Origin of the sequence: Lonepinella sp. BR2271 (assembly GCF_051851515.1) — a bacterium.
Taxonomy (GTDB): Bacteria; Pseudomonadota; Gammaproteobacteria; order Enterobacterales; family Pasteurellaceae; genus Lonepinella.
In genome coordinates, this window is the sequence record NZ_JBPDVF010000013.1 from 1 (window position 1) to 14,574 (window position 14,574).

The window sequence follows — 14,574 nt, forward strand, 5'->3', positions numbered from 1 at the left end:
GGCGTTCAAGCTGTGGATAACTTATTGGGTTTCGGTGCCTATTATACTTTGTTTTTTGTATACAAGGGGCGTATTGCATACGCCCAAAAAAGATCGAGCAATAGGGCGTATACAATACGCCCCTACAAAATGAGAATAAATAATGCAACCTCAATACTACATCGGCATTATGTCAGGCACGAGCCTTGATGGCGTGGATTTGGCGTTAATGGATTTTGGGCAATCTCCACCAAAAACCGTCGCTTGCGATTTTGTGTCCATGCCTGAAAAAATTCGGCAAAAAATCACCGCACTGGTGCAATCGGGGCAAACGACCTTACAGGAATTTGGCGAACTGGATCATCTATTAGGCAAACTTTATGCCGATTCAGTGAATCAATTCTTGCTGAAAGTGCGGTTAAAATCAGATGAAATTATCGCCATTGGTGGTCATGGTCAAACCGTGTGGCATTCCCCTAATTCAGATTATCCTTTCACGATGCAAATAGGCGATATGAATCTTGTTGCCACTCAAACTGGCATTACCACGATAGCAGATTTTCGCCGTAAAGATATGGCCGTTGGGGGACAAGGGGCACCACTTGTGCCGGCCTTTCATCAAGCCATGCTAAGTGCTCCTAACACATTTAGGGTCATTTTGAATATCGGGGGAATCAGCAATATTTCTGTGTTAGCCCCCAGTGCCGAAACCATTGGTTATGACGTGGGAGCAGGCAATACATTGTTAGATTGTTGGATTGAAAAGCACCTTGGCAAGCGTTATGACAAAAATGGCGAATGGGCGTCCAGTGGACAGGTTAACCAGTCTTTATTAGCGGATTTATTAGATGAACCGTTTTTTCAACAAGCCCCACCGAAAAGCACTGGGCGAGAGCTGTTTAATTTAGTTTGGTTAGAAAAAAAATTACAAAAACACACCGCACTTTTACCACAAGATGTGCAACGCACCTTGCTAGAATTTACCGTGCAAGCAGTGGCAAATGAGCTGAATAAATTAGCCAAAGACAATTTCCCCAACCAATTATTGGTATGTGGTGGTGGGGCGAAAAATCCGTTGATTATGCAACGCTTAACGGATTTATTGTCAACTTGGTGGGTGACCACGACCAATCATCTCGGGTTTGACATAGATTATATGGAAGCGGCTGCCTTTGCATGGTTGGCTTATCAACGCATCCATAATTTACCGAGTAATTTGCCTGCCGTCACTGGAGCAAAAAGTGCGGTCAGTCTTGGGGCAATTTTTCCGAGATAAGCTCCTTATTCCAAGCCATTTTTTGATTGTCCATATAAATCAAAAGTGCTAGGATTATCACATCCACAGAAGGGGGAAATATGATTACCAAAGAACAAGGCTATGATGAATTTTTAGCAGAGAAAGTCCGCTTAGGGCGTGAAGATATTGCAAATGGACGATTTTATACGTTAGAAGAAGCGGAAGCTCATTGGCAACGTACCATTGAACGCAAAGCCTTAGAGTTGGCGTTATTGGATGAAGAATTAGCTGAAGAGTTAAATTATGCCTAAAGATGTGATTATTTCTAAAGAAGCCAATAAAGACATTGATGATATTTTAGAAAGTATTTATCAATATACGCTATTTGCTTCTACGCCACAGAAATTATATGATGAATTTCGGCGTACCTTTAGGCTGTTAGGCATAGCACCTAAAATGGGAAAATTACAACCTGATGGTACAAGAATCATCTTTTGTCGCCATTATCGTATTATCTATCAAGAAGTTGATGATCGAGTAGAAATTCTTACCGTTATTCATTCTCGCCGATTATACCCCCAACCACACACTTACTAATATGACAGAAAAAAATCTACTCAACGCCCTCGGGCAAATGCTCACGGAGCAACGAAATCCTGACTCGACCAATATAGATCAAATGACCGCCTTGGAAATCGTGCGCTTGATAAATCAGCAAGATAAAGCCGTGCCGCAAGCCATTGAACAATGCTTGCCACAGATTGCGTTAGCCGTCGAAAAAATCGTACAAGCCTTTCAAACTGGTGGCCGATTGGTCTATATCGGGGCTGGCACCAGTGGACGATTAGGTGTGTTGGATGCGTCGGAATGTCCACCGACCTTTGGTGTTTCCCCTGACATGGTGGTGGGGTTGATTGCCGGTGGGGAACGTGCTTTGCGTCATCCGATTGAAGGAGCGGAAGATAATTTGGAGCAAGGCAGAATTGATCTGCAACAAATTAATTTTTCACAAAAAGATGTATTGGTTGGCATTGCAGCGAGTGGGCGTACGCCTTATGTGATCGGGGCATTGCACTATGCGAAAGAACTTGGAGCCACCACGGTGGCTATTGCTAGTAATCCAAATTCCAAAATGGCACAAATTGCCGATATAGCCATTGAAACCGTGGTTGGCGCCGAAATCTTAACTGGATCTAGCCGAATGAAATCGGGTACCGCACAAAAGCTAGTTTTGAATATGCTCACCACAGCAAGCATGATTTTACTCGGAAAATGTTATCAAAACCTGATGGTTGACGTGCAAGCTAGCAATGAAAAACTTAAAGCTCGGGCGATTCGTATTGTGATGCAAGCCACGGATTGTGATGAATATAAGGCAACTAAAGCCTTAAAATTAGCAGAAAATGATACCAAGTTGGCGATTATGATGATCTTGTCACAGCTTGATATTCAACAAGCCAAAGCCTTGTTGGCGGAGTATAACGGGCGATTAAGAGAGGCGTTGCCGTAATAAAAATATATCAATAGACTATTGAGAATTATTTTTATTTGATCTAAGATAAAGGCGATTTTTCATGTTATCCTCACTTCAAATTAAGGAGATTTATATGCGTTTAAAACTCATTGCTGCCGTTATTTCTGGTTTATTACTTTCTGCACCGGCTATGGCAGCGGATTTATCTAAAGAAACCAAAGACTACAAAGATTTTGTGGTGGCACAAATTGATGAATTGGTGACCCAAACCGAATCTTTTGTTGGAGCATTAAAATCGGGCGACGTAGAAAAAGCCAAAGCGATTTACCCACAAGCTCGTATGTATTATGAACGTTCTGAACCCATTGCAGAAAGTTTTGGGGACTTAGATCCACGTATTGATGCTCGTTTGGCAGATTTAACCGAAGAAGGCAAAACCGAAAAAGATTGGTCAGGTTTCCACAAAATTGAAAAAGTCTTATGGGAACAAAATACCACTAAAGGCACCGAAGAAACCGCCGATCAGTTACTCAAAGATGTAAAAGAGTTACGTGCTAAAATCCCAACCGCAGAAGTCACCCCTGAGTTAATGATTACAGGTGCGGTGGATTTGTTAAATGAAGTTTCCACTAGCAAAGTGACCGGTGAAGAAGATATTTTCTCCAAAACTGACTTGTATGATTTTAAAGCCAATATTGAAGGGGCTGAAAAAATCTATGAACTATTCAAACCTGAATTGTTGAAAAAAGACAAAGCATTAAGTGCTAAAATTGAAAAACATTTCAAAGAAGTGAATGATTTATTGCAAACTTATAATAAATCTAGCTCAGGTTATGAATATGTTCCATACAATAGCTTAACCGAAAAAGACACCAAAGCCTTGGCTGAGGCTGTGAATAAATTGGGTGAACCATTGGCTCAATTAGGTGTCATTTTAGGTAAATAATCCGTGGAGTCACTATGAGTCATACAAATAATGCTCGGCGTGACTTCCTAAAGAGTAGTGTTATTATCGGTGCTGGCCTCATGGCTAGCACCGCTTATTCTTTAGAACCACGCCAAAAAATCACCATTAAAAATATCTATCCATTTTTCAACACACACCAACAAGGCATCACTTCTCCTGCACAACATCATATTTACTTTATTGTGCTGGATTTGCATAGTCAAAATCTTGATGAAATTAAACAGATGTTTAAAACTTGGACAGCATACAGCCAACAATTAACACAAGGAAAAAATGTCCAGATATATAGCGAAAATGGCTATGTGCCTGCGGTAGATACCGGTGAGGCGGATAGCTTAAATCCTTATAATTTAACCCTAACGTTCGGCGTCAGCCCAAGTTTCTTTACTAAATTAGGTATTGAAAAAGCCAAACCCGCAGAATTAGTGGATTTACCGCATTTTCCACGTGATCAACTCAAAGATCAATTTGTCGGGGGCGATATTTGTATTCAGGCTTGTGCGGACGATCCACAAGTAGCTTTTCATGCAGTGCGCAATTTGGTTCGTGTGGCTCGTTCTGAAGTCACCATGCGTTGGAGCCAATCAGGGTTTAATTCCTTCGAGGGGACCGACACGCCACGCAATCTGTTCGGTTTCCGTGATGGCACCGGTAATCCACAAGGAGAAGAATTAGACAAAACCGTGTGGTACGACAAAAATAACTGGCTGAAAGGTGGTTCATTCCTCGTGGTGCGTAAAATCCAGATGTTCTTAGAAACTTGGGATCGTACCAGTTTAAGCGAACAACAAAATACCTTTGGTCGCCATCGTGATTCAGGCGCTGCCTACGGACAGAAAAAAGAATTTGACCCAGTGGATTTAGACAAAAAAGGTCAAGATGGACAACCGCTCGTGCCTGAAGATTCGCATACGCATATTGCCCATAAAACGGGGTTAAAATTATTACGCCGTTCTTTTTCCTATGCCAGTGGCATTGATCCACGCACAGGGCAATTTGACGCAGGTTTATTATTTGTGTCATTCCAAAAAGATCCACAACAATTTATTACCATACAAAATCATTTCGGCAATATTGATAAAATGAACGAGTACATTACCCATATCGGCAGTGGACTGTTCGCTTGTTTCGCAGGAGTAAAAGATGAAAATGACTACTTGGGCAAAGCCCTTTTTGAATCCCTTTAAATTGAGTTTATTATTAGGCTTATGTTTCTCCACTTCGGTTTATGCCAAAGTGGAATTGGGGGCGTTATTTGTGCATTTATCGGACGCTTTGTCTGCCGTTAAAAAAGAAAATACACAGCAAACAAAACAGTATTTACAAGCCTTACAACAAGAGTTTAATGCGATTCCAAACCATGATTCTGAGGCAGGCATACAAACAAGCAAAGCACTCGAAACCGCTATTGCTACCCCAACGTTAGCCAATGTAGAACAAATTTCTAAAGATCTGTATGCGTTTGAGAAAGAACAAAACCCCGTGAATCACGATAAAAATCGTCAAAAATTTGCCGAGCAAGTGGTGCCAACGTTGCAAGATTTAGAACAAGTGCTAGCGAGTAAAAACATAGATGACATTCAAGCAAAATTTCACCGTTTTGGTGCCACTTGGGGAGCGAATGAATTATCCATGCGTGGCGCCAGTTTAAGCCATTACGGCAAAATGGAAACGGCGATGTCTTTATTCCGTAGTGCTATGCAAGCCAATCCGGCCAATTATGAACAAATGCAGCAACAGTTAGCAGTGTTAAAAAACACGGTGGATGATTTTGTTAACAATAAATCTAACTAATTGATTTAATCAAGAGAAAAAGTGCGGTAAAAATACCGCACTTTTTTCTGCCTACATAATCATTTCCAGCTGTTCAAGCACATCTTCTGTACCAATTTTAGTCATATCATCTTTATGTAAATAATGCTGATTTTTACCATAACAACCAATGAGTTTAGGATCCGTTGCGCCATATAAGGTCACATTCGGCACATCCAACGCCGCTGTTAAATGCGCCAACCCTGTGTCCACGGACACCACCGCTTTGGCATTGGCAAGTTGATGGGCTAATTCAGTTAAACTGGATTTGGGTAACACAAGCACATTGGGTAAGCCTTGCGCAATCCACTCCGCTCGCTGTTTTTCTTTCTCATTCCCCCAAGGTAAACGAATCTCTATATTGGGATAACGTGCGGTGATTTTTTCCGCTAATTTTTTCCATTCGCTATCTACCCAATGCTTATCGGATCTGGTTGTGGCATGAATAAACATCATATAAGGCGTTGCTGACGATTGCTGTTGGAAATGCCGAGCTATGCCGTAATCCCCTTTGCTGTTGGGCAAGTGATAACCTAAGGATTGTGCGAATAATTGACGAATTCGCTCCACCGCATGTTGTTGATAAGGAATGGAAAATTTATGCCGATAAAAACAACTCGCCAAAGGTTCACGAATCGATTTTCGGTCATAACCGAATTTTTCACCCTGTGCCAAACGGGTTGCAAACAACGCACTTTTTATTAACCCTTGTGCGTCAATTACAACATCATATTGCGTGCTTTGTAATTGATTTTTATAAGATTGCCATTGCTGATAGGTTTGTTTATCCCACAAATTTCTCCGCCAACGGCGAATAGCGATAGGAATCACCTGATTGACTGCCGAATGCCAAGCCGGAATTTCCGCAAAATTTTCCTCCACCACCCAATCAAATTGCACATCACCTAACGCATGTTGTGCGTCGGTGAGTGCAGGCAAGCAATGTAATACATCACCAAGGGAGGAGGTTTTAATAATGCAAATTCTCGCCATTTCGCTGCTCTAATTGATTTAATAACGCCTGACTACTTGCCAAAAAATCATTCACTGAATCGCAGACTTGATGGGCCTTATCTTCGTCATAAGTATGCGAAGTAATATTTCGCATTTTGCGATACTCAAACCAATTTTCTACATTATCAATCAGCCCTTTTTCACCCGCCAAGCGCAACAGATCACGGAAATTACTTTGGTCAATTTCATCAGGACTGAGTGCGTCTTGTTCCAACTGCCGTTTCAGCATTTTAATACTCAACTCATAAACAAACTCAAAATTTTGAATTAAGCCTGCAATCAACGTATTTTGCACAGACATTTCCTGTTGTTCAAACCATTGTTTATTGGACACAATGTCATTGGCCGATTGCAAAGCAGAAAGGGCTTTTTGTAAACTGGAAAGATCTAATGTATTCGTCATTTACGCCCCCTTAATTTGCCAATAATTGGGTTAATTTTTCCATCACCATTTCAGGCGTAATATCCATTAAACTTTGGTGATACCCCTCGCTACTGTCTGCTCCTTTACGGATTTTTATTAAACCGCCCTCAATCAAGCGAATAATCACCGCTTTATCAGACAATGGCGGTGTATATTGTGGGCTCGTTGGTCCATAAACCGCCACCAACGGACGACCGACCGCTGCTGCAATGTGCATTAAACCACTGTCATTGGCCACCATGGCCGTACAATCCGCAATCAAATCCACCGCTTGATTAAGTTCCGTTTGCCCAGCCAAATTAACACAATAGCGTTGCAACGATTCAGGCAAACTTAAACGAATTTGTTCGCCGACGTCCACATCTTTGTTGGAACCAAACAGGCGAATACTATACCCCCGCTCAATCAGCTTTTCCGCTAATTTGGCATAATGATAATGCGGCCAACGTTTGGCGGGTCCAAATTCTGCCCCAGGGCAAAAACCTATGGCAGGGCGATTTTCTGCCAAATCAAATTGTGCGGTAAATATTTCTTTTGTTTTTTGCACCGCACTTTCGTCAACGGTTAAATACGGCGTAGGAATTGGCAAATCTTGAGCCGTTGGGATTTTCCCTTTTTCATACCCTAACGCCACATAACGCTGCACCATCATGGGATAGTCGTTTTTATTAGATCGTAAATCATTCAAAAAGAAATAACGGCTTTCCCCTTTCCAACCACGGCGAACAGGGATTTTAGCGAACAAAGGAATAAAGGTGGATTTCAACGAGTTAGGCAACACAATCGCCATATCATATTGATTACGCAAGGCTTTACCAATTTTATAACGTTCCCCCAAGGAAACCGCACCATGTCCAATCGGCATGGTCAACGCATGACGCACCTCAGGCATACGAGCCAACAACGGCTTACACCAATTCGGTGCCAGCACATCAAGCTGACAATCGGGATATTGCTGTTTTAATGTTTGGTACAGACTGTGCGACATCATCATATCGCCAACCCACGAGGGGGCAATGATTAGGATATTCATAGTTTTAAGATTTCATTCTTGAATTCAGTTTCAGTATATAAAATACCATTTTGTGTGATTTTCAAACTATCTAAAATATCCACATCCAAAAAGGCTTTGATGATATTGATTATACGGATAACTTCATAGTTATCTACATCAATTTCAAAGGAAATAGTTGTCATATTTCTGTTCCTATTGTTCAATGCCTTGAATGGTATACTCAGGCATTTCATCCATTTCTTGGTTTTCAGATGTTGAAATAATTTCGTACGTGGCGTCGAATTTCTTTAAAAGCCCTTCAAACAACATTAAATCTGATGTTTTGATATTGACGAGTAATGTTGTTACCGCCATTTTCTTGTCATCACTATATTTTTTCAACATAGTGAAAGACTAACAAAACTTATCTATCTAAGCAAGTTAGCTTTTGTTTTTCTGTTAATTTTTATCATTTGAAGTGTTTTTGGAATTGAATGGCAAATTAATTAGCGGTAAGTAAAACCATGGAATATTCGAAATTTTACCGCACTTTTCTCGTAAAAGTGCGGTATTTTTTAGGGAAATGTTGTTAAACCTTAGCTTTGCTTAATGCCTGTTCAAGATCCGCAATTAAATCTTCCACATTTTCAATCCCAATTGCTAGCCGCAATAAACCTTGTGTGATACCAATTTTATCCTGTAATTCTGCGGAATAAGATTCGTGGGTCATACTGGCGGGGTGGCAAATTAGGCTTTCTACGCCACCAAGACTGACGGCCAAATCAAACAATTCAAGGCTTTTGGCGAAGATTTTGCTGTCGTAACCGTCCTGTAAGGCTAAGGAAATCACGGCACCAATACCGCTCGCTTGTTTTTGTTGTATGGCTCGCTCGTGATCGCTATAAGATCCCGCATAATGCACGGCTTTCACGCCCGAATGTTGAGTTAAAAAAGTAATGATTTTTTGGGTGTTTTCCGCTTGACGATCAAGGCGCACACTGAGGGTTTTTAAGCCCTTGATCAACGCATAAGCGTCCATGGGGCTAAGTGTTGCGCCGAGGGTATTTTTCATAAATTGAATACGTTCAGCCAATTTCTCATGATTCGTCGCCACCACACCTGCGATCACATCCGCATGTCCGCCAATATATTTGGTGGCGCTGTAAACGACAATATCTGCGCCCAATGACAAGACTCGTTGATAATAAGGCGTGAGGAACGTGTTATCCACCACCACTAACGCCCCTTTTTGATGAGCAATATTGGCAATGCGTTCAATGTCGGTCACTCTTAACAACGGATTCGATGGTGTTTCAATAAAGATCATTTTGACATTATCATCAATCTCATCAATCACATTTAAATCGTCCACCAATTCGTATTCAATGCCTTGATTGGCGAAAATGCCATGTACATAACGATAAGTGCCACCATACACATTATTGTTTAGTAGAACCTTATCTCCTTGTTTTAACAGACTAAAAACGCTACTCGTTGCCGCCATGCCAGACGCAAACGCAAAGGCCTGTTTTGCACCCTCCACACGAGCAAACAAGTCTTCAAAATTATCTCGAGTCGGATTATGACTGCGAGAATAGGCAAAATCCTGCCATTCATCAATACCGTCTTGCACAAAGGTAGTAGCGAGAAAAATCGGCGGAATAATGGCTTTATGGGGGTTATGTTTGGCCTCAATGCCTTTCACAATCAGGGTGTCAAATTTCATGTTTTTCCTACCTTTAAACAAATCGGGATGAATATTTTTCTAATCGGGCTTGCCCATAGGTTAATAGGGTGCAAACCAATAAATACATCAACGCCGCCAACACATACAGCGTCAACGGGTCAAACACCCGAGCGGCGATACGTTGCGCGGCCATAAACATGTCCACCATGGTGATAGAGGCCACTAAGGAGGTTTCTTTTACCGTGCTAATAAAGGTGTTAGAAAGGGACGGCAAGGCAATGCGTACAGCTTGCGGTAACACCACGTAGCTCACAATTTGCGGATAAGATAAACCGAGAGACGTGGCGGATTCCCATTGTCCTTTTGATACGGAAAGAATAGCGGCACGCACGGTTTCACTGGCAAATGCGCCAATATTGAGGCTAAAAGTAATAATCGCTGCCGCCCACACATCTAAGCTAATACCAATGATCGGCAAGCCAAAATATACAATAAACAGTTGCACTAACAACGGCGTGCCACGGAAAATCCAAATATAAAATTGGCATAATTGGGTGAAAACGTTCACTTTGGCGACTTGAATCAGGGCGGTAAATAAGGCAATCACTAACCCGATAGCAAAGGAAATAATGCTCAGTGGAATGGTCACTTTCACCATGGCGTCCGCCATAATGGGAATTGATGTTAAACAAAGCTCGTAAATGCGAGAAAATTCTTCCATATTTAATCTGTTGGGGAAATGTTAAAAAAATACCCCAAAAATCACCGCAGTTTAGTGGCGATTTTTGGGGAGGGATAGTTATTCGGTAATATCTTTACCAAAATATTTTTCGGAAATGGCTTTTAATTTTCCCTCCGCTTTTAATTCCGCAAGGGCTTTGTTGATTTGGTCTAACAATTCGGTGTTGTCTTTTTGCAACAAGGCGGCTTGTTGATTACTTTCTTCACTGGTAAAGGCAATTTTTAACGGTGAATTTGGACGTTGTTTTAAGTAATCATATAAAATCACATCATCTTGCAAAACGGTGTCGGCACGTTTGTTGATAACCAACTCTGCACCTTTACTAAAGCCGTCCACGGTCACTAATTCTGCTCCGTGCGATTTGGCCAATTCACCCCAGTTACTGGTGGCTGAACTTGCATTTTTCTTGCCTTTCAAGTCCGCAAAAGAATGAATGTCGGTATTATCTTTATGAGCAATAATCACCGCATGGGTGACGGTGTACGGCGTACTGAAATTGTATTTTGGCTTGCGGGAATCTGTAATGGTCACTTGGTTGAACACCACATCAGATTTACCCGCATCAAATGCCGCCAACATGGCATCCCATGGGGCAGTCACATAATCAATTTTAAGACCTAACTTTTCCGCCACCGCTTGAGCGATTTCTACATCAAAGCCAGTGAGTTCATTCTTATCGTTATAAAATGAAAACGGGGAATAGGTGCCCTCGGTTCCCACGGTTAACACACCGTCTTTTAAGGTTTTGGCGTTCACAGATGTGGCTAATAGGGCGAATGCAGCGGTAGTGAAAAGTGTTTTGATTGAAAGTTTCATAATGGTTCCTTAAGTTGAAATAATAAAGTGATTTAATAGTAAAAAAAGGTGTTGCGCTTCGCAATCAAATTTTAATGCTTTGTTAGACTTTAACGTTACTTGATATTTCAAAAAGGAATAAGCGCCCCAAAAAAGAGGATACTGCGTTCCCCTTATTTTGGGCAATATTTATTTAAAAAACCTTGCTCACCGATGAGGGGGATATTGAACTCAACAATAGCGTGATTCGGCGAGTGATTAAAAAACGAAATGTCTTCCCGACAGACGAATCCGTGATTAAAATAGCCTGGCTTGCGATTAAAAGTGCATCTAAAAAATGGTCAATGCCAATCCGAAATTGGCGAGCAACATTGAACCATTTTGTGCTAGAATTTGGTGATCGTTTAAATGATCACCTTTAAGTGAAATTGGTGTTTACACAAAATGTGGGATAGGCCCTTTTTCACTATTAGCTAAGTTAGATTGGTGAACACTAGATAGTAAATCTGTTATCTCATTTTTTTGTAAATCATCAGGCATCATAGTATCTGCCCTAATTCAGAGCAACCCAATTTTCTAATTGAATATGAAAACGTTCAAAGTCTTGTGTATTATTACTCACTAGAATAAGGTCAAGGCTTTTGGCGTGGGCGGCAATTAAAGTATCAAAGTTGGGTTTATGTGGATAATCTTTCATAAGTTGAGCAAAACACACTGCGGCATTTTCGTCAAAATTCACTACGGGTACTAAAGAACGTAATTTATCAAACGCAGACTTAGGTTGGTATACACCACATCCTCGCAATAATTCCGCCCAAGTAATGCTACTGACCCCCACATCTCCGATTTGACAACGAGAGAATTTGTCAATGACGGAGGGGGGTTGATGTTTAAGCAGATAAATACAAATATTGGTATCCAATAAATATTTCATTACCAACTCCGCTCTTTATCATCTAAATCTATACGCTCAAATTCCCCTATTTGTTTACCAATTTGAGCAAAGATATCAGGTACGGAAGATAAATTTTCCATAGGTTGGATCGTAATTACCCCGTTGTTTTTGCTTAAAATTAATGGCGTATTATCGGGATAAGCAAAATCTTTCGGTAATCGAATGGCTTGACTATTCCCCGCCGTGAATGGTTTAGTATGAATGGTCGGCATACCGTTTCCTTACTTTTTTCTTGTAATAACAAAATATAATTACAAATATAAGCGAATTGTGACGAGATTGCAAGTCATTAACCTTTGTTTGGAGGGCAAAATTACGCTTAGAGATTTTATTGAGAACAGCTTAGGGTTAGACTATAATACAAACCATTACTAAATAAACATTACTTTGAGGTAATATATGAATCCAACCATTCCCCCAATTTTCATCATCAGCCTTAAACACTCACCTCGCCGAGAAGTCATTACACGGCGTTTTAATGCTTTAAATATTCCTTTTCAATTTGTTGATGCGGTTTATGGTAAAGACCTCAATGAAGAGCAACTTGCACAAGTTGATTATGAATTTTACCCTAAAAAGTATCGAGCGAAAAAACCGCTGACCATTGGTGAAATCGGTTGTGCAATGAGCCATATTAAGTTTTATGAATATATGGTTAAGCAACAGATTGAACAAGCTATTATTTTTGAAGATGATATTATCATTCATCACGATTTTAAAAGGATTATTTCAGATGTGTTGAAAAAAATACCCGCAAGACGAGAAATCATCTTTTTAGATCATGGTAAAACAAGATATTGGCCTTGTAAGCGTAAACTAGTGGGTAGTTATAAATTAGTACATTATCGCACTCCTCTATTTAAAACGTCTAGACGTTGTATTACTGCAACAGACGCATACTGGCTTACTCTCAATGGAGCAAAAAAATTATTAAATAATGCTTACCCTATCAGAATGCCATCAGATTATCTAACTGGATTATTACAATTAAACAAACTGAATGCTTATGGTGTTGAACCATCTTGTATTTTTAGAGAGGTTGCAGAATCGGAAATTGATCAACTTGAAGATAGATACAATTAAAAAACTAGAATGAATTACCTTTAGGCACGAAACAACGTAATACTCACGCTAAACTCAAAAAAATTCATTGAGTGGATTTTTCCGGATAAATATATCCGTTACTTTCACTAAAAAGTGCGGTGAAAAGCACCGCACTTTCAACATTTCTCATAAACTCAATGCGTTACACATAATCCAATGCCAATTTGCCTGCAGCCTCCACCCCGACTGCAACAGCTTTTTGTTCCGTGCTATGAATCGTCGTTTCATTCGGAATTTCTTGTTGGGTACGATTCACAATCACGCCAGCAATCATGCCTGCACGTAGCCCCAACGCACTACACATAGTGAACAATGTAGCAGATTCCATTTCAAAATTCATCACATTGAGTTCCTGCCATTGTTCTAGTGAACCACGAAAATGACGGTAGATTTTACCCGAAAAAGTGTCATAACGTTCTTGCCCAGGATAGAATGTATCAGACGATGCCGTAATCCCCACATAAGGTTGCACCCCTTGATTTTTCGCTGCGGCAAAAAGAGCATTGGTACAATCAAAATTGGCTACCGCAGGATATTCCAACGGTGCAAAATGGCCACTGGCACCATCTAAACGAACCGCCCCTGTGGTAATCAGTAAATCCCCCACATTAATATGTGGCTGAATTGCCCCTGTGGTGCCAATACGTAAAAAAGTACGTACGCCTAATTGAGCCAATTCTTCCACACAAATCGACACCGACGGACCACCAATGCCAGTGGAACAAACCACAATAGGTTGTCCACCGACATAGCCCAACCAAGAAGTAAATTCTCGGGTAGAAACCAAAAACTCAGGATTATCCATCAATTTCGCAATACGCTCACTACGAGCAGGATCACCCGGCACAATCGCCACTTTTGCCCCTTTTAACATGGCTTTCGTTAAGCCTAAATGAAAGACTTCTGACATATTATTCTCCTTTTTATTATGTGATTATTCATTTTTTACCGCATGATGGTATCTTTATTACAATAAATCAATACGAATAACAGCATGTGTGGGGTACTGACAATATTTGCATAGTGGGGAGTTTTTGGTTTTTTGGTGTAGGTGGTTGATTTTGTTTGGGTTGTGGGGTGTTTGGGGGAGAGTTATGCAAATAATGAAAATGGTGGGGAATGGTGGAAAATGGGCGGAAATTGCATAATTATTTGCATAGGTTTGGGCAAGAATGAGCGGGTTTTAAATGTTTTTTAAAATGGGTTTAAATTTTTTAAAATTGGCGTTTAAGTTTTTAAAATTGGCGTTTAAGTTTTTAAAGTTGGCGTTTAAGTTTTTAAAGTTGGCGTTTAAGTTTTTAGAATTAGGGGTTGGTTTTTAAAATTGGTTTTCGTTTGTTGTGGGGGAAGTTTTGGACTTCCCCTTTTTTTGTTGTTTTTTATTTGCCTT

Annotated in this window: 19 protein-coding genes and 1 pseudogene; 9 read left to right on the top strand and 11 right to left on the bottom strand. The window is 40.5% G+C overall.

All coding sequences use genetic code 11. The features are described 5' to 3' along the window. Positions 1 to 142 precede the first annotated feature (142 nt). The 7 genes from ACTG7X_RS09680 (at position 143) to ACTG7X_RS09710 (ending at position 5,451) form a co-directional block, all read left to right on the top strand. On the top strand, positions 143 to 1,255 hold the full coding sequence (locus tag ACTG7X_RS09680; RefSeq protein WP_439258261.1) for an anhydro-N-acetylmuramic acid kinase: 1,113 nt from the start codon (positions 143 to 145) through the stop codon (positions 1,253 to 1,255). Positions 1,256 to 1,335: 80 nt separating this feature from the next. Further along, entirely contained in the window at positions 1,336 to 1,527 is a 192-nt protein-coding gene (locus ACTG7X_RS09685; RefSeq protein WP_439258262.1) for a hypothetical protein, read from the top strand. Then, positions 1,520 to 1,813: a type II toxin-antitoxin system RelE/ParE family toxin gene (locus ACTG7X_RS09690; RefSeq protein ID WP_439258263.1), complete on the top strand. Its 294-nt coding sequence runs from the start codon at positions 1,520 to 1,522 to the stop codon at positions 1,811 to 1,813. Before ACTG7X_RS09685 ends, ACTG7X_RS09690 begins: the two co-directional genes overlap by 8 nt. A gap of 1 nt (position 1,814) precedes the next feature. Beyond that, positions 1,815 to 2,726 carry an N-acetylmuramic acid 6-phosphate etherase gene (murQ, locus tag ACTG7X_RS09695; protein ID WP_439258264.1) on the top strand — a complete coding sequence of 304 codons (912 nt, stop codon included), beginning with the start codon at positions 1,815 to 1,817 and terminating at the stop codon, positions 2,724 to 2,726. A 97-nt stretch (positions 2,727 to 2,823) separates the two neighbouring features. After that, a complete protein-coding gene (gene efeO / locus ACTG7X_RS09700; protein WP_439258265.1) occupies positions 2,824 to 3,636 on the top strand; it encodes an iron uptake system protein EfeO in 813 nt (270 codons plus the stop codon). A gap of 14 nt (positions 3,637 to 3,650) precedes the next feature. Next, a complete protein-coding gene (gene efeB / locus ACTG7X_RS09705) occupies positions 3,651 to 4,844 on the top strand; it encodes an iron uptake transporter deferrochelatase/peroxidase subunit (protein ID WP_439258266.1) in 1,194 nt (397 codons plus the stop codon). Then, positions 4,801 to 5,451 (top strand): hypothetical protein, encoded by a 651-nt coding sequence (locus ACTG7X_RS09710; RefSeq protein ID WP_439258267.1) that lies wholly within the window; start codon positions 4,801 to 4,803, stop codon positions 5,449 to 5,451. The genes efeB and ACTG7X_RS09710 overlap by 44 nt, the downstream gene beginning before the upstream one ends. 51 nt (positions 5,452 to 5,502) lie before the next feature. On the opposite strand, the gene rfaC is transcribed toward ACTG7X_RS09710, so the two are convergent. The 8 genes from rfaC to ACTG7X_RS09750 form a co-directional block, all read right to left on the bottom strand. Then, positions 5,503 to 6,462, bottom strand: a complete 960-nt coding sequence (rfaC, locus tag ACTG7X_RS09715) for a lipopolysaccharide heptosyltransferase RfaC (RefSeq protein ID WP_439258268.1) — start codon at positions 6,460 to 6,462, stop codon at positions 5,503 to 5,505. Further along, positions 6,440 to 6,886, bottom strand: a complete 447-nt coding sequence (locus tag ACTG7X_RS09720; protein ID WP_439258269.1) for a nucleotidyltransferase substrate binding protein — start codon at positions 6,884 to 6,886, stop codon at positions 6,440 to 6,442. Before ACTG7X_RS09720 ends, rfaC begins: the two co-directional genes overlap by 23 nt. Before the next feature lie 10 nt (positions 6,887 to 6,896). Then, positions 6,897 to 7,940: a lipopolysaccharide heptosyltransferase II gene (gene waaF / locus ACTG7X_RS09725; RefSeq protein WP_439258270.1), complete on the bottom strand. Its 1,044-nt coding sequence runs from the start codon at positions 7,938 to 7,940 to the stop codon at positions 6,897 to 6,899. Then, complete coding sequence (locus ACTG7X_RS09730) at positions 7,937 to 8,104, bottom strand: hypothetical protein (RefSeq protein ID WP_439258271.1); 168 nt, start codon at positions 8,102 to 8,104, stop codon at positions 7,937 to 7,939. The genes waaF and ACTG7X_RS09730 overlap by 4 nt, the downstream gene beginning before the upstream one ends. A gap of 10 nt (positions 8,105 to 8,114) precedes the next feature. Then, positions 8,115 to 8,276, bottom strand: coding sequence for a hypothetical protein (locus tag ACTG7X_RS09735; RefSeq protein WP_439258272.1), 162 nt, complete (start codon positions 8,274 to 8,276; stop codon positions 8,115 to 8,117). A gap of 214 nt (positions 8,277 to 8,490) precedes the next feature. Continuing rightward, positions 8,491 to 9,627: a trans-sulfuration enzyme family protein gene (locus tag ACTG7X_RS09740; RefSeq protein WP_439258273.1), complete on the bottom strand. Its 1,137-nt coding sequence runs from the start codon at positions 9,625 to 9,627 to the stop codon at positions 8,491 to 8,493. A 13-nt stretch (positions 9,628 to 9,640) separates the two neighbouring features. Beyond that, a complete protein-coding gene (locus ACTG7X_RS09745) occupies positions 9,641 to 10,309 on the bottom strand; it encodes an amino acid ABC transporter permease (protein ID WP_439240542.1) in 669 nt (222 codons plus the stop codon). A gap of 78 nt (positions 10,310 to 10,387) precedes the next feature. Next, on the bottom strand, positions 10,388 to 11,146 hold the full coding sequence (locus tag ACTG7X_RS09750; RefSeq protein WP_439258274.1) for an amino acid ABC transporter substrate-binding protein: 759 nt from the start codon (positions 11,144 to 11,146) through the stop codon (positions 10,388 to 10,390). Positions 11,147 to 11,349: 203 nt separating this feature from the next. Between ACTG7X_RS09750 and ACTG7X_RS09755 the strand changes: the two are divergent. Further along, positions 11,350 to 11,547, top strand: a pseudogene (locus ACTG7X_RS09755) (IS256 family transposase); the annotation flags it as partial. A gap of 131 nt (positions 11,548 to 11,678) precedes the next feature. Here the strand turns inward: ACTG7X_RS09755 and ACTG7X_RS09760 are convergent. Together ACTG7X_RS09760 and ACTG7X_RS09765 are read right to left on the bottom strand one after the other, a co-directional pair. Further along, the gene (locus tag ACTG7X_RS09760) at positions 11,679 to 12,059 is read right to left on the bottom strand and encodes a type II toxin-antitoxin system VapC family toxin (RefSeq protein ID WP_439258275.1); all 381 of its coding nucleotides are present in this window, start codon (positions 12,057 to 12,059) and stop codon (positions 11,679 to 11,681) included. After that, the gene (locus ACTG7X_RS09765) at positions 12,059 to 12,292 is read right to left on the bottom strand and encodes an antitoxin (protein ID WP_439258276.1); all 234 of its coding nucleotides are present in this window, start codon (positions 12,290 to 12,292) and stop codon (positions 12,059 to 12,061) included. The genes ACTG7X_RS09760 and ACTG7X_RS09765 overlap by 1 nt, the downstream gene beginning before the upstream one ends. Positions 12,293 to 12,479: 187 nt before the next feature. On the opposite strand from ACTG7X_RS09765, the gene ACTG7X_RS09770 reads away from it, so the two are divergent. Then, positions 12,480 to 13,163, top strand: coding sequence for a glycosyltransferase family 25 protein (locus tag ACTG7X_RS09770; RefSeq protein WP_439258277.1), 684 nt, complete (start codon positions 12,480 to 12,482; stop codon positions 13,161 to 13,163). A 163-nt stretch (positions 13,164 to 13,326) separates the two neighbouring features. On the opposite strand, the gene udp is transcribed toward ACTG7X_RS09770, so the two are convergent. Continuing rightward, the gene (gene udp, locus ACTG7X_RS09775; protein ID WP_439258278.1) at positions 13,327 to 14,094 is read right to left on the bottom strand and encodes a uridine phosphorylase; all 768 of its coding nucleotides are present in this window, start codon (positions 14,092 to 14,094) and stop codon (positions 13,327 to 13,329) included. Positions 14,095 to 14,574: the final 480 nt, after the last annotated feature.

Coding starts and splice junctions, on each gene's coding strand:
- ACTG7X_RS09735 (WP_439258272.1), bottom strand. CDS start 8,276: ATGGCGGTAACAACATTACTCGTCAATATCAAAACATCAGATTTAATG.
- murQ (WP_439258264.1), top strand. CDS start 1,815: ATGACAGAAAAAAATCTACTCAACGCCCTCGGGCAAATGCTCACGGAG.
- ACTG7X_RS09745 (WP_439240542.1), bottom strand. CDS start 10,309: ATGGAAGAATTTTCTCGCATTTACGAGCTTTGTTTAACATCAATTCCC.
- ACTG7X_RS09720 (WP_439258269.1), bottom strand. CDS start 6,886: ATGACGAATACATTAGATCTTTCCAGTTTACAAAAAGCCCTTTCTGCT.
- waaF (WP_439258270.1), bottom strand. CDS start 7,940: ATGAATATCCTAATCATTGCCCCCTCGTGGGTTGGCGATATGATGATG.
- ACTG7X_RS09740 (WP_439258273.1), bottom strand. CDS start 9,627: ATGAAATTTGACACCCTGATTGTGAAAGGCATTGAGGCCAAACATAAC.
- ACTG7X_RS09690 (WP_439258263.1), top strand. CDS start 1,520: ATGCCTAAAGATGTGATTATTTCTAAAGAAGCCAATAAAGACATTGAT.
- ACTG7X_RS09730 (WP_439258271.1), bottom strand. CDS start 8,104: ATGACAACTATTTCCTTTGAAATTGATGTAGATAACTATGAAGTTATC.
- ACTG7X_RS09710 (WP_439258267.1), top strand. CDS start 4,801: ATGAAAATGACTACTTGGGCAAAGCCCTTTTTGAATCCCTTTAAATTG.
- ACTG7X_RS09685 (WP_439258262.1), top strand. CDS start 1,336: ATGATTACCAAAGAACAAGGCTATGATGAATTTTTAGCAGAGAAAGTC.
- efeB (WP_439258266.1), top strand. CDS start 3,651: ATGAGTCATACAAATAATGCTCGGCGTGACTTCCTAAAGAGTAGTGTT.
- ACTG7X_RS09760 (WP_439258275.1), bottom strand. CDS start 12,059: ATGAAATATTTATTGGATACCAATATTTGTATTTATCTGCTTAAACAT.
- efeO (WP_439258265.1), top strand. CDS start 2,824: ATGCGTTTAAAACTCATTGCTGCCGTTATTTCTGGTTTATTACTTTCT.
- ACTG7X_RS09750 (WP_439258274.1), bottom strand. CDS start 11,146: ATGAAACTTTCAATCAAAACACTTTTCACTACCGCTGCATTCGCCCTA.
- rfaC (WP_439258268.1), bottom strand. CDS start 6,462: ATGGCGAGAATTTGCATTATTAAAACCTCCTCCCTTGGTGATGTATTA.
- udp (WP_439258278.1), bottom strand. CDS start 14,094: ATGTCAGAAGTCTTTCATTTAGGCTTAACGAAAGCCATGTTAAAAGGG.
- ACTG7X_RS09770 (WP_439258277.1), top strand. CDS start 12,480: ATGAATCCAACCATTCCCCCAATTTTCATCATCAGCCTTAAACACTCA.
- ACTG7X_RS09765 (WP_439258276.1), bottom strand. CDS start 12,292: ATGCCGACCATTCATACTAAACCATTCACGGCGGGGAATAGTCAAGCC.
- ACTG7X_RS09680 (WP_439258261.1), top strand. CDS start 143: ATGCAACCTCAATACTACATCGGCATTATGTCAGGCACGAGCCTTGAT.